The organism is Mycobacterium basiliense (assembly GCF_900292015.1).
Classification (GTDB): Bacteria; Actinomycetota; Actinomycetes; order Mycobacteriales; family Mycobacteriaceae; genus Mycobacterium; species Mycobacterium basiliense.
In genome coordinates this window covers 3,248,303-3,270,164 of sequence record NZ_LR130759.1, presented here as the reverse complement: position 1 = coordinate 3,270,164, position 21,862 = coordinate 3,248,303, and the positions used below count along the sequence as shown (strand labels likewise).

Annotated in this window: 18 protein-coding genes and 4 pseudogenes; 13 read left to right on the top strand and 9 right to left on the bottom strand. The window is 65.2% G+C overall.

The features are described 5' to 3' along the window. Positions 1 to 60 precede the first annotated feature (60 nt). From tatC to MB901379_RS13735, 3 genes are all read left to right on the top strand, one after another. On the top strand, positions 61 to 918 hold the full coding sequence (tatC, locus tag MB901379_RS13745; RefSeq protein ID WP_158019157.1) for a twin-arginine translocase subunit TatC: 858 nt from the start codon (positions 61 to 63) through the stop codon (positions 916 to 918). Between the two features lie 27 nt (positions 919 to 945). Further along, positions 946 to 3,693 carry a DEAD/DEAH box helicase gene (locus MB901379_RS13740; RefSeq protein WP_158017186.1) on the top strand — a complete coding sequence of 916 codons (2,748 nt, stop codon included), beginning with the start codon at positions 946 to 948 and terminating at the stop codon, positions 3,691 to 3,693. 100 nt (positions 3,694 to 3,793) lie between these two features. Next, entirely contained in the window at positions 3,794 to 4,573 is a 780-nt protein-coding gene (locus MB901379_RS13735) for a DUF4333 domain-containing protein (RefSeq protein WP_158017185.1), read from the top strand. A gap of 3 nt (positions 4,574 to 4,576) precedes the next feature. Here MB901379_RS13735 and MB901379_RS13730 read toward each other — a convergent pair whose 3' ends face one another. After that, positions 4,577 to 5,533 (bottom strand): 5'-3' exonuclease, encoded by a 957-nt coding sequence (locus MB901379_RS13730; protein WP_158017184.1) that lies wholly within the window; start codon positions 5,531 to 5,533, stop codon positions 4,577 to 4,579. Positions 5,534 to 5,599: 66 nt separating this feature from the next. Between MB901379_RS13730 and MB901379_RS13725 the strand changes: the two genes are divergently transcribed. The 5 genes and pseudogenes from MB901379_RS13725 to MB901379_RS24655 form a co-directional block, all read left to right on the top strand. Beyond that, positions 5,600 to 6,727, top strand: coding sequence for a M24 family metallopeptidase (locus MB901379_RS13725; RefSeq protein ID WP_158017183.1), 1,128 nt, complete (start codon positions 5,600 to 5,602; stop codon positions 6,725 to 6,727). A 36-nt stretch (positions 6,728 to 6,763) separates the two neighbouring features. Then, positions 6,764 to 7,192, top strand: a pseudogene (locus tag MB901379_RS13720) (peptidase); the annotation flags it as partial. Between the two features lie 22 nt (positions 7,193 to 7,214). Further along, positions 7,215 to 7,451, top strand: a complete 237-nt coding sequence (locus MB901379_RS25190; protein WP_331852715.1) for an Imm61 family immunity protein — start codon at positions 7,215 to 7,217, stop codon at positions 7,449 to 7,451. Between the two features lie 16 nt (positions 7,452 to 7,467). Next, positions 7,468 to 7,614, top strand: a complete 147-nt coding sequence (locus MB901379_RS25030; RefSeq protein WP_269462754.1) for an Imm61 family immunity protein — start codon at positions 7,468 to 7,470, stop codon at positions 7,612 to 7,614. A gap of 381 nt (positions 7,615 to 7,995) precedes the next feature. After that, positions 7,996 to 8,208: pseudogene (locus MB901379_RS24655) on the top strand (hypothetical protein); the annotation flags it as partial. A gap of 741 nt (positions 8,209 to 8,949) precedes the next feature. Here the strand turns inward: MB901379_RS24655 and MB901379_RS25325 are convergent. The 7 genes and pseudogenes from MB901379_RS25325 to MB901379_RS13680 form a co-directional block, all read right to left on the bottom strand. After that, positions 8,950 to 9,054, bottom strand: a pseudogene (locus MB901379_RS25325) (hypothetical protein); the annotation flags it as partial. Positions 9,055 to 9,230: 176 nt separating this feature from the next. Then, positions 9,231 to 11,393 (bottom strand): DUF5631 domain-containing protein, encoded by a 2,163-nt coding sequence (locus MB901379_RS13705; protein WP_158017181.1) that lies wholly within the window; start codon positions 11,391 to 11,393, stop codon positions 9,231 to 9,233. Further along, complete coding sequence (locus MB901379_RS13700; RefSeq protein ID WP_232021845.1) at positions 11,383 to 11,928, bottom strand: hypothetical protein; 546 nt, start codon at positions 11,926 to 11,928, stop codon at positions 11,383 to 11,385. Before MB901379_RS13700 ends, MB901379_RS13705 begins: the two co-directional genes overlap by 11 nt. Before the next feature lie 990 nt (positions 11,929 to 12,918). Continuing rightward, positions 12,919 to 13,257 (bottom strand): hypothetical protein, encoded by a 339-nt coding sequence (locus tag MB901379_RS13695; RefSeq protein ID WP_174237021.1) that lies wholly within the window; start codon positions 13,255 to 13,257, stop codon positions 12,919 to 12,921. Next, a complete protein-coding gene (locus MB901379_RS13690) occupies positions 13,247 to 13,786 on the bottom strand; it encodes a hypothetical protein (RefSeq protein WP_174237095.1) in 540 nt (179 codons plus the stop codon). Before MB901379_RS13690 ends, MB901379_RS13695 begins: the two co-directional genes overlap by 11 nt. A 1,815-nt stretch (positions 13,787 to 15,601) precedes the next feature. Further along, a pseudogene (locus MB901379_RS25435) lies at positions 15,602 to 16,230 on the bottom strand (PPE family protein); the annotation flags it as partial. 183 nt (positions 16,231 to 16,413) lie between these two features. After that, positions 16,414 to 16,830 (bottom strand): F420-dependent biliverdin reductase, encoded by a 417-nt coding sequence (locus MB901379_RS13680; RefSeq protein WP_158017179.1) that lies wholly within the window; start codon positions 16,828 to 16,830, stop codon positions 16,414 to 16,416. Between the two features lie 29 nt (positions 16,831 to 16,859). Between MB901379_RS13680 and MB901379_RS13675 the strand changes: the two genes are divergently transcribed. From MB901379_RS13675 to MB901379_RS13660, 4 genes are read left to right on the top strand one after another with little or no spacing between them, the layout of a single operon-like run. Beyond that, entirely contained in the window at positions 16,860 to 17,609 is a 750-nt protein-coding gene (locus MB901379_RS13675; RefSeq protein WP_158017178.1) for an SDR family NAD(P)-dependent oxidoreductase, read from the top strand. Continuing rightward, on the top strand, positions 17,606 to 18,778 hold the full coding sequence (cbiE, locus tag MB901379_RS13670) for a precorrin-6y C5,15-methyltransferase (decarboxylating) subunit CbiE (protein WP_158017177.1): 1,173 nt from the start codon (positions 17,606 to 17,608) through the stop codon (positions 18,776 to 18,778). The genes MB901379_RS13675 and cbiE overlap by 4 nt, the downstream gene beginning before the upstream one ends. Next, positions 18,775 to 19,524, top strand: a complete 750-nt coding sequence (gene cobM, locus MB901379_RS13665; RefSeq protein WP_158017176.1) for a precorrin-4 C(11)-methyltransferase — start codon at positions 18,775 to 18,777, stop codon at positions 19,522 to 19,524. Before cbiE ends, cobM begins: the two co-directional genes overlap by 4 nt. Further along, positions 19,521 to 20,249: a cobalt-precorrin-6A reductase gene (locus MB901379_RS13660; protein WP_158017175.1), complete on the top strand. Its 729-nt coding sequence runs from the start codon at positions 19,521 to 19,523 to the stop codon at positions 20,247 to 20,249. The genes cobM and MB901379_RS13660 overlap by 4 nt, the downstream gene beginning before the upstream one ends. Here MB901379_RS13660 and sigC read toward each other — a convergent pair. Further along, a complete protein-coding gene (sigC, locus tag MB901379_RS13655) occupies positions 20,246 to 20,800 on the bottom strand; it encodes an RNA polymerase sigma factor SigC (RefSeq protein ID WP_158017174.1) in 555 nt (184 codons plus the stop codon). The genes MB901379_RS13660 and sigC overlap by 4 nt on opposite strands. 115 nt (positions 20,801 to 20,915) lie before the next feature. Between sigC and bla the strand changes: the two genes are divergently transcribed. Next, on the top strand, positions 20,916 to 21,839 hold the full coding sequence (gene bla, locus MB901379_RS13650; protein WP_158017173.1) for a class A beta-lactamase: 924 nt from the start codon (positions 20,916 to 20,918) through the stop codon (positions 21,837 to 21,839). Positions 21,840 to 21,862 lie beyond the last annotated feature (23 nt).

Below are 21,862 nucleotides of genomic sequence, written 5' to 3'. Positions count from 1 at the left end.
GCTTTCTTTAGGCGGCTTAACCCACGTCAGCGGCGCAGTCGGGTCAATCCCGACGCCACCATGTCGCTGGTCGATCATTTGACCGAGCTGCGTACCCGGCTGCTGATTTCGCTGGCCGCGATCCTGATCACGACGATTTTCGGGTTCGTCTGGTACTCGCATTCAATCTTTGGGGTGGAGAGCCTCGGCGAGTGGTTGCGAAACCCCTACTGTGCGTTGCCGCAGTCGGCGCGCGCGGACATCAGCGCTGACGGGCAGTGCCGGTTGCTGGCCACCGCGCCGTTCGACCAGTTCATGTTGCGGCTCAAAGTCGGCATGACCGCTGGCATCGTGCTGGCCTGCCCGGTGTGGTTCTACCAGCTCTGGGCATTCATCACGCCGGGCCTGTACCAGAAGGAGCGCCGCTTCGCGGCGGCGTTCGTGATCCCGGCGGCCATGTTGTTTGTGGCCGGCGCTTTGTTGGCCTACCTGGTGCTATCCAAGGCACTGAGCTTCTTGTTAACCGTTGGTAGCGACGTACAGGTAACGGCGTTATCCGGCGACCGCTACTTCGGTTTTCTGCTCAATCTGCTGGTGGTATTTGGGCTCAGCTTTGAGTTCCCCCTGCTGATCGTGATGCTCAATATGGCGGGCATGCTGACCTATCAGCGGCTCAAGGCGTGGCGTCGCGGTTTGATCTTCACGATGTTCGTGTTCGCGGCGATCTTCACGCCCGGATCCGACCCGTTCTCGATGACTGCGCTTGGGGTGGCACTGACGATTCTGCTGGAGTTGGCCATCCAGGTGACCCGCCTGCATGACAAGCGAAAGGCCAAACGCGAGAGCGTGATTTCTGATGATGAAGCGTCGCTCATCGACCCGCCCGAGTCGATACCGGAACCGTCGGTTATCGCCGGATCCCATGACGACGTCACATAGCGGGCCCACGCCCACTAGGGCGGAGACGTGACAGAACTGGCCGAGCTGGCCCGGTTCACCGACGAGTTGCCCTTCTCGCTCGACGACTTTCAGCAGCAGGCGTGTGCGGCCTTGGAGCGTGGCCACGGCGTGCTGGTTTGTGCGCCGACAGGTGCTGGCAAAACCGTGGTCGGCGAATTCGCCGTGCATTTGGCCCTGGCCTCCGGTGGTAAGTGCTTTTACACCACGCCACTCAAGGCGCTGAGCAACCAGAAGCACACCGATTTGACGGCGCGCTACGGTCGCGACCAGATCGGTTTGCTCACCGGTGATTTGTCGGTCAACGCCAACGCACCCGTGGTGGTGATGACCACCGAGGTGCTGCGCAACATGCTCTACGCAGATTCGCCTGCGCTACAAGGGCTTTCCTATGTGGTGATGGACGAGGTGCACTTCCTCGCCGACCGGATGCGGGGCCCGGTGTGGGAGGAAGTCATCCTGCACCTGCCTGACGAGGTGCGAGTGGTCAGCCTGTCGGCCACGGTCAGCAACGCCGAGGAGTTCGGCGGCTGGATCCAAACCGTGCGGGGTGACACGACGGTGGTGGTCGATGAGCACCGGCCGGTACCGCTGTGGCAACACATCTTGGTGGGCAAGCGGCTGTTCGATCTGTTCGACTATCGCGATGACGAGGCCGGCCGCGGGCGGCAAGCACGGGTAAACCCCGATCTGTTGCGTCACATCGCGCATCGTCGCGAGGCCGAGCGGATGTCGGATTGGCACCCGCGTCGCCATCCTGGGCGGGCCGGCCACGGCCGGGGTGGCCGGCCGCGCTTCTACCGGCCGCCGGCCCGGCCGGACGTCATCGCGACCTTGGACGCTGCCGGGCTATTGCCGGCGATCACGTTCGTGTTCTCCCGAGCCGGGTGCGACGCGGCGGTCAACCAGTGCCTGCGCTCACCGTTGCGGCTGACGAACGAGGAAGAGCGCGCACAGATCGCGGAGATCATTGACCACCGGTGCGGCGATCTGGCCGACGCAGATCTGGCGGTACTCGGCTACTACGAGTGGCGGGAGGGGCTGCTACGCGGTCTGGCCGCACATCACGCCGGGATGTTGCCGGCCTTCCGGCACACCGTCGAAGAGCTATTCGCCGCCGGCCTGGTCAAGGCGGTATTTGCGACTGAAACGTTGGCACTGGGCATCAATATGCCCGCGCGCACTGTGGTGCTGGAGCGGTTGGTGAAGTTCAACGGAGAGCAGCACGCACCGCTGACACCGGGGGAGTACACCCAGTTGACCGGCCGTGCGGGCCGTCGAGGCATCGACGTCGAGGGCCACGCCGTCGTGCTCTGGCACCCCGACATCGAGCCCTCCGAGGTGGCCGGACTCGCCTCCACGCGCACCTTTCCGCTGCGCAGCTCGTTTGCCCCGTCCTACAACATGACGATCAACCTGGTGCACCAGTTGGGGCCCGAACAGGCACACCGGTTGTTGGAGCAGTCGTTCGCGCAGTACCAGGCCGACCGATCCGTCGTCGGCTTGGTCCGCGGCATCGAACGGGGCAAGAAACTGCTCGATGAGATCGCCGCCGAACTGGGTGGGCCACAGGCGCCGATTATCGAATATGCGCGGATGCGGGCCCGAATTTCGGAGCTGGAGCGCTCGCAAGCGCGCGCTTCCCGCATGCAGCGACGCCAGGAGGCCAGCGATGCGCTGGCGGCGCTGCGCAAGGGCGACATCATCACCATCACGCACGGCCGCCGCGGTGGCCTGGCGGTGGTGTTGGAGTCCGCCCGCGACAGCTCCGACCCGCGCCCGTTGGTGTTGACCGAACACCGGTGGGCCGGCCGAATCTCCTCGGCTGACTATTCGGGCGCGATGCCGCCGGTTGGTTCGATGACGCTGCCCAAGCGCGTCGAATACCGCCAGCCGCGAGTCCGCCGAGATCTGGCCTCGGCGCTGCGGTCGGCCGCTGCGGGCCTGACCATGCCGGCCGCTCGCCGCTCCAACAAACGCACCCAGCATGATCCGGATCTGGACTCGTTGCGCGAGCAATTGCGCCGTCATCCCTCGCACAATGCGCCAGGCGTCGAAACACAGGTGCGCCAGGCGGAGCGTTACTTGCGCGTCGAACGGGAAAACGGGCAGCTGGAGAACAAGGTGGCAGCCGCCACCAACTCGTTGGCCCGGACGTTCGACCGGATCGTCAGCCTGCTCACCGAGCGGGAGTTCATCCGCGGTCCGGTGCAGGATCCCCAGGTCACCGACGACGGTCGACTATTGGCGCGGATATACAGCGAGAGCGATCTCTTGGTGGCCGAATGCCTGCGCACCGGGGCATGGGCGGGCTTGAAGCCGGCCGAGTTGGCGGCCGTGGTCTCAGCGGTGCTCTACGAAACACGCGGCGGTGACGGGCCTGGAGGGCAAACTGCGGCCGACGCGCCGACGCCGCGGTTGCGCCAGGCGCTGCATCAGACGTCCCGATTGTCGGTGGCACTGCGCGCCGATGAGCAGACACACCGGATCGGTCCGAGTCGTGAGCCCGACGACGGCTTCGTCAACGTGGTCTACCGCTGGGCCCGGACGGGTGATTTAGCGGCGGCGCTAGCGGTGGCGGACGATAGCGGGACAGGTTCGCCCCTCTCAGCGGGGGATTTCGTGCGCTGGAGTCGCCAGGTTCTGGACCTGTTGGACCAGGTACGAATCGCGGCCCCCGACCCCGAAGTGCGGGCCACGGCAAAACGCGCCATCAATGACGTCCGGCGCGGCGTCGTCGCAGTTGACGCCGGGTAGGCTGGGCCGGAGCTACGGTTACATGCGGAATGTGATCGCAGGCGTATCAGAGCGACTTGGGCCAGTTAAGGCCAGCACAACACCGACTGAGGAGTAACTGATGAGCGGACCGCAGGGACCAGACCCGAGGCAGTCGTGGCAACCGCCCGGCCAGGGCGGCGATCATTCCTCGGATCCGACCATGGCCGCCGGATCGCCCTGGCAGCAGCAACCGAACCAAGAGGGTTCGTGGCAACCCCCGTCCTACCCGGCCGCCGACTACCCGCAGTACCAGCAGCCGGCCGATCCGGCGTACCCGCAGCAGTACCCGCAGTCCGCACCCGGATATGGGCAGTCCGACTTCAGCTCGCAGCCCACGCAGTTCGGTGCGCCTCCGCAATACGGTCAGCCGGGCCAATATGGTCAGCCGGGCCAATATGGTCAGCCGGGCCAATATGGTCAGCCGGGTCAGTACGGTCAACCGGGTCAGCCCGGACAATACGGTCAGCCCGGTCAGTACCCCGGGCAATTCAGCCCCTACGACCAAACGGGTAAGGGCTCGAAGCGGTCGACGGCGCTCATCGGTGGTGTGGTCGGCGGGATCGCCCTGCTCTTCGTGGTCGTCATCCTGGTGCTCGGTTTCTGGGTGCCGGGGTTCTTTGTGACCACGAAACTGGACGTCAATAAGGCCAACGCGGGCGTGCAGCAGGTGCTGACCGACGAGACCAATGGCTACGGTGCCAAGAACGTCAAAGACGTCAAATGCAACAACGGGGCGGACCCCACCGTCAAAAAGGGTGCCACCTTCGATTGCACCGTCAGCATCGATGGCGCTTCCAAGCGCGTCACGGTCACCTTCCAGGACAACAAGGGCACCTACGAGGTCGGCCGGCCCCAGTAGCGGTCAGCAAGGCAACGCGTCCAGCGCCTTTTGTAGGCGCGCGATCGAAGAGCCGACGCCATATTGGGTGGCCAGTTCGGCAGTGCGGGCCGGGTCGGCGGCAACCAGCGGCAAGGCGTCGGTGGGTGTCGAAAAGGTGACCGGAGCGTCGGTGGCCACCCGTACCACGGTGTCTGCGGCTTCGATATAGGCCGACGCGGCAAGCAATTTCGTTCGGAGGCCCTTGGCCATCGTCGACTTGGGGTCGTGCGCGGCGGCCACGATCTGTTCTAGTGAGCCGTGCTGCGCCAGCAGGGTGGCTGCCGTCTTCTCGCCCACGCCGGGCACTCCGGGCAGGCCATCGGAGGGGTCACCGCGCAGCAAAGCCAGTTCGGCGTAGGCAGCCCCGGCTCGCTCGCCGGGCAGTCCGTACCGTTCGGCCACCTCGGCGGGCCCGAACAAGGTGGCCTTGGACAGCCCGCGGCCCAGGTAGAGCACCCGAACGGGGACCGGATCGTCGGCCACCACCTGCAGCAGGTCGCGATCCCCGCTGACCACCACCACCGGGTCCCGGCGTTCCTGGGCGGCCAGCGTGCCCAGCACGTCGTCGGCTTCGAAGCCCGGTGCGCCGGCCGCCGGGATGCCGAAGGCGCCGAGCAACTCCATGATCATGTCGACCTGCGGGGTCAACTCGTCGGGCACCTCCTCGATGTCGGGCTGCCCGGCGGGTTCGGGCTCGGCCACCCGGTGCGCCTTGTAGGAGGGGATGAGGTCCACCCGGAACTGCGGGCGCCAATCCAGGTCCAGGCATACGACCAGCCGGCTGGGCCGCTGTTGGGTGATCACCACCGCCATCGAGTCGATGAACCCGCGGACGGCGTTGACCGGCCGGCCGTCAGGTGCGGTGATCGATGACGGCACGCCGAAATACGAGCGGAACCACATGCTGGCGCCATCCAGCAGCAGCAGGGGTGTGGGCATGCCGGTAATCCTGCCAGCGCCGGTGTGGCGGTCCCCACCCAGCCGGTGGGCACTAGCCTGGCTGCCATGGATTCTCGGCGATTCGACAACGCGGTGTACGCGCGACGTTTGGCCGCCGCGGCAGCCGCGACGGCCGAGGCGGGTCTGGCCGGTCTGGTGATCACTCCGGGTTATGACCTGCGCTATCTCATCGGCTCTCGCGCGGACACGTTCGAGCGGCTCACCGCGCTGGTGCTGCCGGCGTCTGGTGCACCGACCATCGTGTTGCCTCGCTTGGAGCTGGCGTCGCTCAAGGAGTCGGCCGCACCGGATTTTGGTGTGGGCGTGCGGGATTGGGTCGATGGCGATGACCCGTACCAGCTGGTGGCTGATGCGCTGGGGGGTGCACCTGCGGCCACTGCGGTTACCGATTCGATGCCGGCCCTGCACTTGTTGCCGTTGGCCGGTGCGGTGGGAGTGCTGCCGTTGTTGGCCACCGACGTGCTGCGGCAGCTGCGGATGGTCAAAGAGGCAGCCGAGGTCGATGCGTTGTGTGCCGCGGGTGCGGCCATCGATCGGGTGCACGCGCGAGTGCCTGGGTTCCTGGCCCCAGGCCGAACCGAGGCCGAGGTGGCCGCGGATATCTCCGAAGCGATTGTCGCCGAAGGGCATTCGGAGGTGGCGTTCGTCATCGTCGGATCCGGTCCGCACGGCGCCGACCCGCATCACGGATATTCGGATCGAAAGCTGCAGGTGGGTGACATTGTCGTCGTCGACATCGGTGGGACTTTCGGGCCCGGATATCATTCCGATTCGACCCGCACCTACAGTATCGGCGAACCTAGTCCCGATGTGGCGCAACAGTATTCAACCCTTCAACGCGCGCAGCGCGCGGCCATGGAGGCGGTGCGTCCGGGGGTGACGGCGGCGCAAGTCGACGCCGCTGCCCGTGACGTGCTGGCCGAAGCCGGGCTGGCCGAGCATTTCGTGCACCGCACCGGGCATGGCATTGGGCTGTGCGTGCACGAAGAGCCCTATATCGTCGCCGGCAATGAGCTGCCGCTGGCTGCGGGCATGGCATTTTCGATCGAGCCCGGTATCTACTTTCCGGGCCGGTGGGGGGCCCGCATCGAGGACATCGTGGTGGTCACCGAGGACGGGGCGCTCTCGGTCAACAACCAGCCGCACGAGCTGACGGTGGTGGCGGTGTCGTAGCGGCGAGATGTCGGCTGCGCCAAGTAGGTTGGCGGGGTGTCATTGGTGGATCTAGCGCTGCTTCCGTTTCGTATCGCACGTCAAGTCGCCGAGGTTGTATTGCCCCCTGGGCAACGATCGCCGACGCCCCCGGCCGAACTCATCGTGGTCGACGGGATGCCCGAGGGGGCGCCACCGGCTGCGCGGCGGCCCGAGCCGGCGCTGCCGGTGCCGGTGGGATGGCCGTTCGGCGAGGAATTCCCGCGCACCTGCGGGGCGGCCCGGGTAGCAGGTGGGGCGCTGTTTTGGACCGACTTCATCTATGACGACCACGGCGCGACGGGCTTGCCGGTCGGCGATCTGAAGATCCAGGCGCCCCCGCGAGGCACCTACGTCTATCCCGACGGTCCCGCGGCCGGCAACGGCGCCGACATTTTCCGGGTGGCGCTGGGGCTCACCGAGTCCCACACGTGGTGGCGCGTCGACTAGAACAGCCGCGCCGTGGTGAATGCAGGGTTTTCGGGAGTGTGCCGCGGTGAAAAATAATGTGGACCTCACTGATGAGTTACAAGTCTGGATTCGGCTTGCCGGTTTGGACATGATCCAGGGCTCGCAAACCGATGATGGCCGCGTAGTCATTTGGAACAACGGAGGTGAAGACCGCTATTATGTGATTACGTCGTCTCAGCGGATGAGTACTGAGCATCCTTGGTTTTTCCGGTCAGGGAGTAGATGCCCTCACTAATTCTGTTGAAGCGGTCGTGGCAATTGGGGCGGCTGACAGATTGGTCGGACTATCTCATTACCTCGACGTCCCCATCGATGTGATAGCGGACTCGTTCCTTGACCCCGGCGGCAGGCCGTTGTTCACCCCGTCGACAGGACAGTGGGAGGTTCCGGGGGAATGATGTCCCAGGTCATGGTTCAGGCCACTACATGCGGATCTGCGATAGCGCACCCATCGGCCGCCGAGTTTCACCAGGTCGAGGTATCGGAATTTGGGGCCGAGCCGGTGGGTCGTAGGCCGATAACGGTTGACAGTCCTATCGGAGCTCGGCGTACCGCATGACGGTACCCATGGAAATATCGCCATGGCCCATGGCGAGGCCGTTGCAGGTTGCTCTTTGGTGCTGGGCCCTCTTGCGGAAGATGGGTGCACAGTATTCTCGGCTTCGCCGATAGAACCTCATTTCATTAATTTGGCATCCCACCAAACAATATGTTTTCGAGTAGAAATGAGCTCTATAAAATTTGGCCGCACATATTATTCAAAGAAAGACAGATAGACGATTGGCATTGAATCAACCTCGGGTTGCTACTATGCATCGATACCCGTGAGTCATGGCATTGTTGACTACGAGGAGTATTACGACCTGACTCGCGACCAATATCACGATATCTTGCGCGACGGGGAGGCGGCAGTCGTATTTGTACAGGCGTGCCGCCGGCGGGAGCGCGATGACTTACTGTTGCAAAGACCTGGCGGCAATCGCGGAACCCCGCGTAAGACCGCCAGGGCTATCCCCGCTGAGGGCAGCAGATCGAACGCCGAAGGCGGGTCCTCACTCGCCGGCGTCGGTCTTGTCATCCCGGACGATGGGCCCGATGTCATTGCGGTCGGGCAGCAGGATTCGTCGGGTGGATCTGGTGACCACGGGTGGTTTGCCGTCGGCAGACTTGACCGGAGCACCCGGCGGAATCGTCAAGCGGCCCTTGACCGGTTGGCCGTTGGGCACACTCGGGGCAGTCACCCGCTTCTCGGCCGGCTTTTCTTTGCTTCCCGCGCCACCGGCGCCCAGCGCGCCAGGCGGCACCATGGGCATGCCGGTTGCACCCATCGGTGTGGAGGTCGGCGGTGTACCACCGGTAGGTGTCATTGATGCGGGCTTGGTTGGCGCCCCAGCAGGAGTTGTGGGCGGCGATGATGTTGGCACTGGTGGCGGACCGAGATAGCCGGTAGGGATAGTGCTGCCACCACCGCCCGCGCCGCCGGATCCGAGGTCACCCATACCGCCACCGCCAAGACCTGGTTCACCCTCGAGACTGTCGACAAGGCGGGCCCCGTCTGCGGCCTCCAAACCCTCGGCGCCGGTGGATTGCTGAAGCGCACTCATCAACGGCTGCAAAGCGCCCTGCCCGGCCTGCATCGCTTGTTGGGGAATTTGGGTCAGCGGCCCGAGCACGCCCCCGAGGGCACCGCTGATGGCACCGCCGATGCCTGAGGCCATCTGCGGGATCATCTGGGCCATCCCGTCGGCTCCCACACCTTGGAACTGCTGGGCGGCATCGGCCTCATTGGCTGGGAATTTCGCCGCGGCGTCGGCTGCATGCGCTCGACGATCGGCATCATCCGCGGCAATGTCGCCGTTGGTGGGCCCCAAATCGGCGTTCGTAACCATGCCGAATCCCGTCATCAGGCCATCAATCGGCGACGATCCACCCGGATGAACTGGTCCCGGCGCCAGCGGTATGGGTGCCGGCATTCCGGCCGCGCTTCCATAGCTCTCCGGATAGGAGTCGATGGTCATGTGGGTCTCCTCATTGACATCGCTGCCATTGCCCAGGCTAGGTGATAGTTCGCCCCCGCGTGGTTGCCGTCGATCAGCGCGTTGATGGCCGCCAACAGCATCCAATCGGTGGTCTGGGCTAGGTCCTGGTTGGGGTATGCCGCAAGCACTGATCGACGAATCTCGGCGGCTCTTTCGCTCAGCAGCTCGGCCTCGTTCTCGGGCACACCGTAACTGCGCGCGGCCGCTACCGCCACCGCCTGAGCAACGCGGGGTAACCCGTCCCGGTGGCGCACGTGCTCGGCCAATGTGGGCCCCAGCTCATCGACCTCGGGCGCGGTACGGGCCGCGCGGTCGCCGGTCAGTTTGGGCTGGTCGTTTCCGGCTTCGCCGATGTAGCCGTGGGGCTGGTGCACCGCCGCCGTGGAGACGGCGCCCAGTAAGTCGAGCACGCTGGCATCGCGGCGCCGAGCAGCTGGCTCGAGCAGAGTCACATGCGCGGGCAGCCGAATGTCGGGTGGTATCCAGCCGCCAGCGAGATCGGTGACCAGCAGCGTGGTCTGTCCGTCGGCGCGCAGTCCGGCCGCCCAGGTTAATCCGGGCTCTTGGCGGGCCACCGCTTCGACGATGCGCCGCAGTCGTTGCTGTTCAGCGGATCGGCTCGCAGCGTCGCCAGCTGCGCCTCCAGTCGTGGCAGCTGCTGTTGCGCTAGCCATTGCCGGCGCGCCGCTGGTCGCCTGGCCCTGGGCCGCTCCCTGTGCAGCGGACTTGGCTACCGGCGACATCAGCGAACCACCAGCTGACGGTGACGATGACGGCGATGGTGCTACCGCCGCGCCCGACACCGGGCCGCCCGGCGCTGCCGATGCGGCAGGTGGCGCAACGATCGGTGGGCGCAGATCAGAGCCATAGGCCGGTAATGGGCCCGCGGGAGCTCCGACCATTGGCGCAACCGATCCAGTGGCCGGGGCACCAGTCATTACCGGCGTGACCGGCGTCACGCCGCCGGTGACGTCAGGCGTGGGTGCTGCAATCGGAGTTGGTCCCGTGGCGGCTGCGCCAACGCCGGCGTCTGGAACATGGGCAAAACCAGCCCCACTGGCCGCGATGGTTGACGCGGGCACCACCGGCGCTGCCGGGGGCGCCATGGTCGGCGGTGGTGGCTCGCCGGCTGCGGCCATTGCTCCGGCCGACAAGGACTGTGCACCGGCCGCCGCCGGGGCGCCCGTTGACATCCCGGTGTTAAAGGACTGAGCCAAGGACTGTGGCGATAACCCGGGGGCCGACACCGCCGAGGGTGCTGGAGCGCCGGGGATCGGCGGGCTAGTTAACCCAGGTGGTGGTGCGCCGGGTGGCGAGGGAGGGCCAGTTGGACCAGACGGCGAAGGGCCGGGCACTATCGGAACACGGCCGACTGTTGACGCGCCTGGAGGCGCCGGCGCTGGCGCAACGTCAGACGGTCCAGCGGGAACTACCGAAGCTCTCCCTACCATTGACGCTGTTGGCGCCTCCGGTGCCGTGGACTCCGGGGCAGTTGCATCCATCGGAGCGCCGCCGATTGCTGACCCTTCTAGTGGCGTCATCGGCGGGGTTTCCAAATCCCTGGCGGTGATCGGGCGCGACGGTGGAGGACCATCGAGGTTCGCACCGTGCTCCTGCAGCCACGTCCGCGCGTTACCGCCGATGGTTGCGTCGAGGACTCGCTGAGTTGCGTCAATGATGTTGGACATCGCGGTTGCTCCCGCGCTGGAAGCTGCGGTGTTGGCCTGAGCGATGACCGCGTTCACCGCAGCAACTTTCGCTCCAATTGGCCCTTCGCCGGAAAGAATCTGGTCGATATCCCCATTGCCCGACTGAGCAATATTGGTCAGCTGATCGCGCAAATTGTCTACCGCATCGGCAACAAGGTCACTTTGGCGACTCTTTGTGTCACATTGCTCGGCGATAGTATTCAGGCGGTGTTCGCCACGCAAAAAGCGGTCCATCAAATCGTCCGCGGTGCGCCCTCGATTTACCGCTAACCGCGATCGTTCGTTTTGTAGCCCGTTCGCTTCGTTGTGCTTGATTTCCTCCGCCTGGCGCCAATAGGAAACACCTGACGTCAGCGCGTTGGGCCGAGCAGGCCACCACGCGCCGACTAGCCATGCCGACCACTTGCCAGGTGGCAGGTCAGCCGCCACCACAAACGGCCTTCATGTGCGTGTCTTTGGCAATGACATCATCGGATACTGACCGCCATTCCGGGTCGTCACGCCCCTTTGCGAAGCTGGCTACAGCCGTACTGTTGCTGTAGGCCTCGGCTAATTCAAGAGCGGCGGCGCGATCACTCGGCGTGAGCGCCGGCGCGGCGTTCGCTGCCTGTTGTAGCATCACCGCCCCATTGACCGTGGATATGTTTGCCAACGCGGGGTCATCGCCATTGGTCTCTATTTGAACGGCCCGCGCGGCCATTTTGTACACGTCACACAACTTTTGATGCGCCGCGGCGGTTTCCGCCGCTGTATACGTCGGCGAAGCCGTCGTTGTCGCGGCGCCACCCGAATTGCTGTTGGTCGGGTGCGTGAGTGCCACGATCAATGCTGCGGCACCGAGCACAACACCCACAATGGCGATGATGATGGCTAGAGCGGTCAGTGGCCATGTGCGGGAGCGCGGCGCCGGCGGAGGGGGATAGTTGGGTATCCATTGCTCGGCGGGCGGGGGGTTGGTTGTCACCTCACCAAGGCTATTCGTTGTCGCAAACCTAGCGCCCTTGACCATTGGCCGTGGTTGATGGCGGATGCCGCTGCGGCGGCAAGGATCGCGGCTGTATATGCCTGCGCGGACAAGTCTTTAGTCATACGGTGGACCTCCTCAAGTTGGCGTTGACCTTGCACAATCGTGGATTGGATGGCTAGTTCGGGCAATTCACCCGCTCCCGTAGGTCGACGCGTGGGTGCCTCCATGCGCAGATACCATCGCAGGGTCCGCGATTCACATCATCTCGCGATGTCTTCGAAGCGACGACGTTTCGTCACTCAGGGTGACCGACAACAGTCGCTGAATGGTCACAAGCAAGCGGTGTCGTGCGACTTCCGGACTGTCATCGCAGTCGTGCTGCTTCGAGGCGGCCGACGGCGGGCCTCGAAATACGAGTGCAAAATAACTCTTTGCGCGATCGGCTGGGTTGCTACCGGTGCCGGTTCAATGTTCGGCGTACGACGTAGCGCTGGAACCCCGAGGTATCCATCCGGCGGCGGCGCACCATCGAATCCTGCTTCCTGGCCTTGGTCGTGGCAATCCTGTTATTGGATGCCGTGGATACCCCGAAGCATCGGTGTATCAACCTCGCGGTCGTGGTGCTCGCGGTTGGCGGGGTTGTCTTGGATTGGCTGAGGTTTCGGCGCCGCGCAGGTGAGGTATTGAGGTCAGAACTCTGGCCGCGGTCAGGGCGGCCTTCAGGCCCTGGTGTCATCTGACACGGCTCCTACGCATTTTTGCGCACACCGCTGTTGGGATCAGAACCAGCAAGCCAAGGCTCCAAATGGTCACCACAATGATCCCCGTGTGGCGTTGGCAATAGCACTGACAGCCAGGAGAAGCCAGGCGACAATCATGATGACGATGTAGCGCCGCGCTGGGCGCTGGCCGATGCCAGGCAGGAACGGCGACTACGACGCCAAGATACGGGACAACGATCGCAACGGCGATGACGGAAACGTTGTGTTACTTGGTGGCACAGTTAGTTACCGCCGCTCCCGACCCAGTGGCGCCGAGCACTGCATTCGCGACACGGTCGCTCTGGACACTTTTGACGTCGCATTGTTCGGCGACAGTGGCAAGACGTTGTTCGCCACGCCAATAGCGGTCCATCAAATCGTTCGCAGTGGCCCCTCGATTCAGCCAATCGGGATCGCTGATTTGCAGGTCGCGTGCTTCAATGCGTTTGAGTTCTGCCGCCTGGCGCCAGTAGCTAACGCCCGCTGTAAGGGCTTCTGGTGGTGCCGTCCAGCAGGCGCCCACCAGGAAGGCCGACCATTTGCCAGGTGGCAGGTCAGCCGCCACTACAGATGGCCTTCATGCGCGCGTCCTTGGCGTTTGCATCATCGAGTGCCGCCTGCGACGCGGGATCGTCGAGGGGTGCGAAACTGCCAACGGCATTGACATTGGTGAACGCTTCAGCGAGTGCAACAGCCGCGACGCGATCGGTTGACGCGAGCGCCGGGTTCGCGTTTATCACTTGCTGTAGCATCAATGCCCCATTCGCAAGTGCAGCGACCCCAAGCGCTTGATTGTCGCCATGCGTCTGAATTTTCACTGCACGCGCCGCGAGTTTGTACACGTCACACAACTTTTGATGTGCTGTGGCGGTTTCCGCCGCTGTATACGTCGGCGAAGCCGTCGTTGTTGCGGCGCCACCCGAATTGCTGTTGGTCGGGTGCGCGATTGCCACGAGCAATGCTGTGGCACCTAGCGCAACACCCACAATTGCGATGATGGCTAGAGCGACCAGTGGCCATGTGCGGGAGCGTGGTGCCGGCTGAGGGGGATAGTTCGGTATCCATTGCTCAGCGGGCGGGGGGTTGGTTGTCACCTGACCAAGGCTATTCGTTGTCGCAAACTCTCCGTCCTTGAGCAGGGGGCCGTCGTCGATGACGGGCGCCGCAACGGCGCCAATGGTCGTGACCGCGTGCATTCGGTCCGACAAGTCTTTGGTCATACGTTGAACCCCGCAAGTTATGGGCGCCTTGCACAATCGTGGATGGGACGACCAGCTTCGGCAATTCACCTACCCGCGCACCGCTTGGCCGCGCAGTGCAACCACTATGCGCAGACCGCCACCACCACCGCGTCCGCCCGAACGCATCACTTGCGATGTCTCAAACAGCGTCCTGGCACTCAGGTGACAAAACAATCGCCATATAGACAGAATCAGGTGAATACCGCCGTTGGGCACCGTGCGTGACAATTCCGCGCGTGGCTCCTTTGACGGTGGATCCTGAGGCGCTGTTCCTTGCGGGCAGTGCAGTGGCCGCTGTTGCTGAGGACCTAGTAACGGCGGTGGGTTCCTTGACGGCCGGATTCTCGGCCAACACAGGTCAGGACGCGGCTGGCGATGTGTTTGGGCTCGCATATCAAGGAGCAGCAAAGTCGCTTCTGAAGGCAGCGGCAGCAGGCATCAACGCGTGCAGGCGCAACGGGGTCAAGATTCAACTTTGTGCGTCGAACTACTCGCGCGCCGAAGCAGCCTCCACGTTGGGTGGGGGTGGCCATGTGTTGCCGCCCCCGCGCGATCCGGCGCAGTACTCGGCTCCCGGTCCGCCGGGCACGTTGGGTCCCGGACCGCCTCCTCCGATGCTGTGGCGGGTTGTGGAGTTGTTTGTTGGCGATTTGTGGCCGAACGGGACGTGGCTGGGCTGTATGCCGCAGCGGGATGTTGGCGTGGCTTCGCTGCGGCACTCAGCGGAGCACAGGAGGGGCTCTCGGTGCCGAGGTCTGTGGTAGCTGGACAGCAGATTCCCGAGGGGGGAATGGTAGAGCCGGTCTTGGTATCGATGGGCGCGGACTTGGCCGGCTTGGGCGTGCAATGCGGGCAGCTGGCTAAGGCTCTTGATGATTTTGCCGGCGAGGTTGCTCGCGCCCAAAACGCGATTCGGGACTTGTTGAATCGGTTGGGGTCGGCGTCTGGGCTGTGGCATGAAGTGGTGGAGTTCTTTGACGGCGACGCACTGGACGAGATCAAAGAGATCGCCGAGGACATCAGGGCGGTCCTGCACAACTTGGGTCGTGAAGCTCGCGCCAAAGAACAGGCGATGCAGCGCGGTATCGGGGTCGTGGACGGTCTGGTGCGCGGGATGCAGCGTTATGCGCGTGGGGAGCTCCAGCGTTTCCTGGGCAACGAGATCGGCAACCCGTTGGCCACGGCTTTCGATTTCTTCACCAATCTGACTGAGGGAGTTTACAAATCGGCTTTCTTGACCGCGCACGGTATTGATCAGCTCAGCCCGCGACTGTTTCTGACGGATCCGCAAGGCGCCGCGGCCGCGTGGAAGGGCGTGGCGGAAACAGGTGCGCGATCCGTTCCGGCATATGCCCTGCTGGATCCATCGGGGGCAGGCGATACCTGGAGCGGGCTGTTGCACCTGGACGACTGGAGTAGGGATCGACCGGGTTTGGGATTGGGGGAGAACCTCTTTGACGTTGGGACGCTGGCGCTCGGGGGCGTAGAGGTCAAAGGCGACGGATCGGGGGCGCGTGGCGCTGGCGCCGCTGACGGGGAGGGCGTGCGCGCCGTTGAAGGTGCCGACGCCGGGGGGTTGGGTAGCGGCGCGCAGTTAGGCGATATCAGCAAGTTGGGTAAGGCCTCGACCGCCCGCCTCGAGAACCTGGGCGAAGACCTGCCCAAAGCTGATCCGCCGCCCAGCGGGAATCCGGTGGCCTTGCCGCCGGCCAAACCGCAAGGACCACCGGTGGAGCCCAGGTTTCCGCTGCCGATGTTGCCGATACCCAGGTTGATGCCCTGGAGGAGGTCTTGCAGCGGCGCTAGCTGCGCGGCGACCCCGGCGGCCGTGGAGTGATATCCCACCATCGCGGCCACGTCCTGGGACCACATCTGCTCGTATTCGAACTCGGCAGCGGCAATCGCCGGCGCGTTCTGGCCAAACAAGTTCGATAAGACCAACCCTACGAACGCATTACGGTTGGCTGCCACGGCTATCGGATGGATAGTGGCCGCCTGCGCGGCTTCAAACGAGCCAGCCACCACCTGCGTGTGTGTTGACGCGCCTGCCGCTCGACCCGCCGCCGCGCTCAACCACGCCGCGTATGGCGCTGCCGCGGCCGTCATCGCCGCCGATGCCGGGCCCTGCCACGCTGCCTGCGTCAGGTTCGCGATTGAGGAGCGGAAAGACTGCGCCGCCACACTCAACTCATCGGAGAGTCCGGCCCAGGCCGCTGGGCCTGCAACATCGGCCTCGAACCGGCGCCGGAGTACATCAGGGCGGAATTGAGCTCAGGGCCCCGCAAAAAGTAGTTCACTGCCGAAAGGCCTTCCCGTGCATGTACTGACGTTGGCCAGACCACGCCCCACGCTGGGCCCCGACTGTCCGGCAGACTCGAAATCCTATGTGGTCACCCGTCAAAAAACCCCGTTTCGGCGGCAATTGTTCTGCCGGTCTGCGGAGTTCGCAAGAATGCGGTACGGCGGCCGCGTAGCAGCCGCTACTCGATCCGGTCAAGCAACGACGAGGACCCCAGCACCCGCTCAATCTCGACTTCGATGACCACGCGTCGCGGGTTGGGCCGCGGGGTGCGGTAGCGCTGGGCATAGCGCAATTCAGCGTCGCGCACGGCGTCAATCTCGTTGTTCACGCTGGCGCGACCTTCCAGCGACAACCACCGCGCACCGTCGACCTGGCTCAGCACCGCAACCCCGCCACGGTCGGCGTTGACCGCCTTCTGCGAGCCGCCGGTGGTGATCACCCGAGCAATATGCGTCTTGGGATCGAAGGTGAACCCCACCGCCACCACGTGTGGCGAATTGTCGGCTCGCAACGTGGTCAACATGGCCAGATGGCGCTCGGTGAGAAACGCAAGCGCGTCGTCGGTAAGCCGGGTAGTGGTCTTGGCCATCGTCAACCACGCTAGCGCAGGTAATAATCGCAGCCGTGGATGACACGGGCGCAGGTCCAGTGGTAATTTTCGGCGGCCGCAGCGAGATCGGCATCGAGCTGGCGCGGCTGCTTGCTCCCGGGGCGACGCTGATACTGGCCGCCCGGCGGGCCGACCAGCTTGATGAGCAGGTCGCCACCCTCAAATCCGCGGGCGCGATGCAGGTCCACACCAGCGAGTTCGATGCCGACGACCTAACTTCACACGGTCCGCTGGTCGCCAAGATCGTCGCCGATCATGGACCGATCGGAACCGCCGTACTGGCCTTCGGAATCCTGGGGGACCAGGCCCGCGCGGAAGCAGACGCCGCTCATGCGCTTGCCATTGTGGGCACCGATTACGTCGCTCAGGTCAGTCTGCTCACGCACCTGGCCGCCGTGATGCGCGCGGCGGGGCAGGGCTCGCTGGTGGTGTTCTCCTCGGTGGCGGGGGTTCGGGTGCGTCGGGCCAACTACGTCTACGGGTCGGCCAAGGCCGGCCTGGACGGCTTCGCCAGCGGTTTGACCGACGCGCTGCACGGTACCGGGGTCAACGTGCTGATCGCGCGACCCGGATTCGTCATCGGGCGTATGACGGAGGGCATGACGCCCGCGCCGCTGTCCAGCACCCCGCAACAGGTGGCCGCCGCCACCGCGCGGGCCCTAGCCAAGGGCCGGCGTACCGTCTGGATTCCGTGGGCGCTGCGGCCGATGTTCTTCACCCTGAAGCTGCTACCGCAGTTCGTGTGGCGCAGGATGCCGCGATGATCGTCGTGGTCGGCATCGGGGCCGACGGCATGCCGGGGATCTCCGCGACGGCTCGGAGCGAACTACAAAGGGCCACCGTCATTTACGGGTCCAAGAGGCAACTCGACCTGCTCGACGAAGCCGTCGCCACGGCACGCCGGGAGTGGCCGTCGCCGATGCTGCCCGCACTACGAGAGCTGCCGGCGGACGGACCCGACATCCACATCGTCGCCAGCGGCGATCCGCTTTTGCACGGCATCGGCGGGACCCTGATTCGGCTATTCGGCGCCGACAAGGTAAGCGTGCTGCCGCACGTGTCGGCGGTAACACTCGCATGTGCCCGGATGGGGTGGAACGTGCAGGACACCGAGGTGATCAGCCTGGTCACCTCGCCGCCGCACACCGCGATCCGCCTCGGCGGCCAGGCGATCGTGCTGTCCAGTGACCGGACCACGCCAAGGGAGCTGGCGGTGCTGCTCAATGCGCACGGCCGCGGCGACTCCCAATTCAGCGTCCTTGAACAGCTGGGCGGTCCCGCCGAACGGCGCCGTCACGGCACGGCGAAACAATGGGCCACCGACGCCCCGGTCGATGTCGATGACCTCAACGTGGTGGCGATCCGCTACCTGCCCGACGAGCGGACCTCGCTCCTGTCCGACGACGCGTTCGTTCACGATGGGCAGATCACCAAACACGGCATCCGCGCGGTGACATTGGCGGCCCTGGCGCCACGGCCGGGCCAGCGGTTGTGGGACGTGGGCGCGGGCTCGGGCAGCATCGCCGTCGAGTGGTGCCGGAGTTGGCCGGGGTGCACCGCGGTGGCGTTCGAACGGGACGAGGGGCGCCGCCGCAACATCTTGCGCAACGCCACGGCCACCGGCGTAAGCATCGACGCCCGAGGCGAGGCACCCCACGCCTTCCCCGACGCCGCGCAACCGTCGGCGATCTTCGTCGGCGGCGGGCTGACCCAACCCGGTCTGCTCGACACCTGCCTGGACCACCTGCGGGTGCATGGGCGCCTAGTCGCCAATGCGGTCACCGCGGAATCGGAAGCCCTACTGGTGCAAGTGTATTCGCGTCTTGGGGGCCAGCTGCGCCGGTTTCAGCACTACCGTGGCGAGCCGCTGGGCGCCTTCACCGGCTGGCGCCCGCAAATGCCGGTCACGCAATGGGCGGTGACCAAACAGTGACGGTCTATTTCATCGGTGCCGGACCCGGCGCGGCGGATTTGATCACCGTGCGTGGCCAACGACTCCTACGCGCCTGCCCGGTTTGCCTGTACGCGGGTTCGATCATGCCCGACGACCTGCTTGCCCACTGCCCGCCGGAGGCGAAGGTCCTCGACACCGGTCCGCTGACATTGGACCAGATCATCACCGAAATCGCCGACGCCGACGCCGCCGGCCACGATGTGGCCCGGTTGCACTCCGGCGACCCGTCGCTGTATAGCGCGCTGGCCGAACAATGCCGCCGTCTCGACGCTTTGGGTATCGGCTACGAAATCGTGCCGGGCGTACCCGCTTTCGCTGCGGCCGCGGCGGTGCTCAAACGCGAATTCACCGTCCCCGGGGTAGCGCAGACCGTGACCTTGACCCGGGTGTCGACCCTGTCCACGCCCATGCCGCCCGGCGAAGATCTGGCCGGCCTGGCCAAAACCGGTGCCACCCTGGTGTTGCACCTGGCCGCAGCACAGATCGACGCCATCGTGCCGCAGCTGCTGACCGGAGGCTACCGGCCCGAAACGCCAGCCGCGGTAGTGGCTTTCGCAAGCTGGCCGCAACAGGCCGTGTTGCGGGGCACACTGGCCGATATCGCCGGGCAGCTGCACGACGCCAATATCACCAAGACCGCCGTCATCGTCGTCGGCGAGGTGCTGGCGGCGCAAGGCTTCAGCGACAGCTATCTGTATTCGGTGGCACGTCGGGAGGCGCATTGACGCGGCTGCTGCTGCTCGGCGGCACCGCCGAGGGGCGGGCCTTGGCCGCCCGTCTGCACCCACACATCGACATCGTCAGCTCGTTGGCCGGCCGGGTGGCCGACCCCGCGCTGCCGGTGGGTTCGGTGCGCGTTGGCGGATTCGGCGGCATCAACGGACTGCGGCGGTGGCTGGTGGAGGAGCGCATCGATGCCGTGGTCGACGCCACGCACCCGTTCGCTTCGACCATGACCGCGCACGCCGCACAGGTATGCGGCGAGCTGGGCCTGCCCTATTTGGTGCTGGCTCGCCCGCCCTGGGATCCTGGTGCCGCCATCGTTGTGCCATCGGATGCTGCGGCGGCGGAAGTAGTTGAACAACAACAGTTCTCGCGGATCTTTCTCACCACCGGACGATCCGGCACCGCGGCCTTCGCCGACAGCGGCGCGTGGTTCCTGATCCGTGCCGTCACCCCGCCCGACAATGCCTTGTTGCCGCGCCGGCGCCGGCTGCTGTTGTCTCGCGGGCCGTATCGCTACGACAACGAACTGCAGCTTCTTCGTGAGCACGCCATCGATGCCCTGGTCACCAAGAACAGCGGCGGCGACATGACCCGGGCCAAGCTCGACGCCGCTGCCGCACTCGACATCGCGGTGGTCATGGTGGCACGCCCAGCGTTACCGAGCGGGGTGTCGACCGTCAGCACCGTTGAGCAGGCCGCGGCTTGGGTGATAGGACTGGGTTAACCGGTGAGGTTGTCGCGTTCCGGGTCGGCAAGCAGCGCATCGCGGGCCCGCGCGACGCGGGAGCGGATGGTGCCCACCGGGCAGCCGCATACCGCGGCGGCGTCGGCGTAAGACAGGCCGAACAACTGCGTGAGCAGCAGTGCCTCCCGCTGATCGGGGTTAAGCTGGGCGATCATGGTGGTGACCTCGACGAGTTCCTCGAATCCACGGGCGTTGCGGGCGGAGTCGAGCACCAATTCGGGATCGGCGCCACGGGCAGCGCGTGGCCGCGACCGTAGGTGGCGGATGTGATCGGCAACCACTCGCCGCGCGATGGACAGCAGCCAGGTGCGGGCGCTGGAGCGTCCGGAGAACCGCCGGATCGCACCGATTGCGCGCAGAAAGGTTTCCTGCGTCAGATCGTCGGCACTGCCGGCATCTGACAGATAGGTGACAAACCGCCACACATCTTGCTGAGTGGCCTTGATAAACGCCTCAAGCGCCCGCGCGTTCCCATCGGCAGCCGCCAAGGCCAGTGCCGTGACGGCCTCGTCGTCGGAAGACGCGGTCATGGCCACTCACCTTAAACGCAACGGTTCACGGTCATACGACCGGCTGTCGTAGAGTGACTGCGCGGCCGGGGGTCCGACCCGCCCAAGACCAAACCGTGACACACTCGATCGCGACATGGGTGCTTCAAGTTCACAGTCGCCGACGGTAACTCGACGTGAGTTGCTCGCGGCAGTCGCGTTGGTTCCGCTGGTGGGTTGTGCTCGGCGGTCCGGCGGTGACCGCCGGGCGCCGGTCGCGGCGAAGCCCACAACCGATTTCCGGAGTCGCTTTGCTGAGCTGGAACGGCAACACGAAGCTCGGCTGGGCGTGTTCGTGCCGGCAACCAGCACAACCACCGAGATCGCCCACCGCGCCGAGGAGCGGTTCGCTTTCTGTTCCACCTTCAAGGGGTTGCTGGTGGCCGCGGTCTTGCACCAGTATCCGATTGATCACCTGGACAGCATGGTCACCTACAGCAGCGCCGACATCCGGTCGACCTCGCCGATAACCGAGCAGCACCTTCAGACCGGCATGAGCATTCGGGGGCTCTGCGACGCGGCGATCCGCTACAGCGACGGCACCGCCGCCAATCTCTTGCTGGACCAGATCGGCGGTGCCTCGGCGTTTACCGGCTACTTGCGCGGCCTGGGCGACTCGGTGAGCCAACTGGACCAAGAGGAGCCGGAACTTAACCGCGATCCTCCCGGGGATGAGCGAGATACCACCACCCCGCGCGCGATCGCGCTCGACTATCAGAATTTGGTTCTCGGCGACGCGCTGCCCGCAGATAAGCGAGCGATGCTGACGGACTGGATGGCGCGCAGCACCACGGGCGCTAAGCGCATCAGGGCGGGGTTTCCTGCCGACTGGAAAGTGATCGACAAGACCGGGACAGGTGACTACGGACGGGCCAACGACGTCGCGGTGGTGTGGTCACCCAGCGGTGCGCCGTACGTCGTGGCCATCATGACCGACCGTGCCAGCGGCGGATATGACGCCCAACCCAGCGACAGTCTGATCGCCGATGCGGCGCGGTGTGTCGCCGAAGTCCTCGCATAGTCACGTGGTGGAGCTTCGTCACG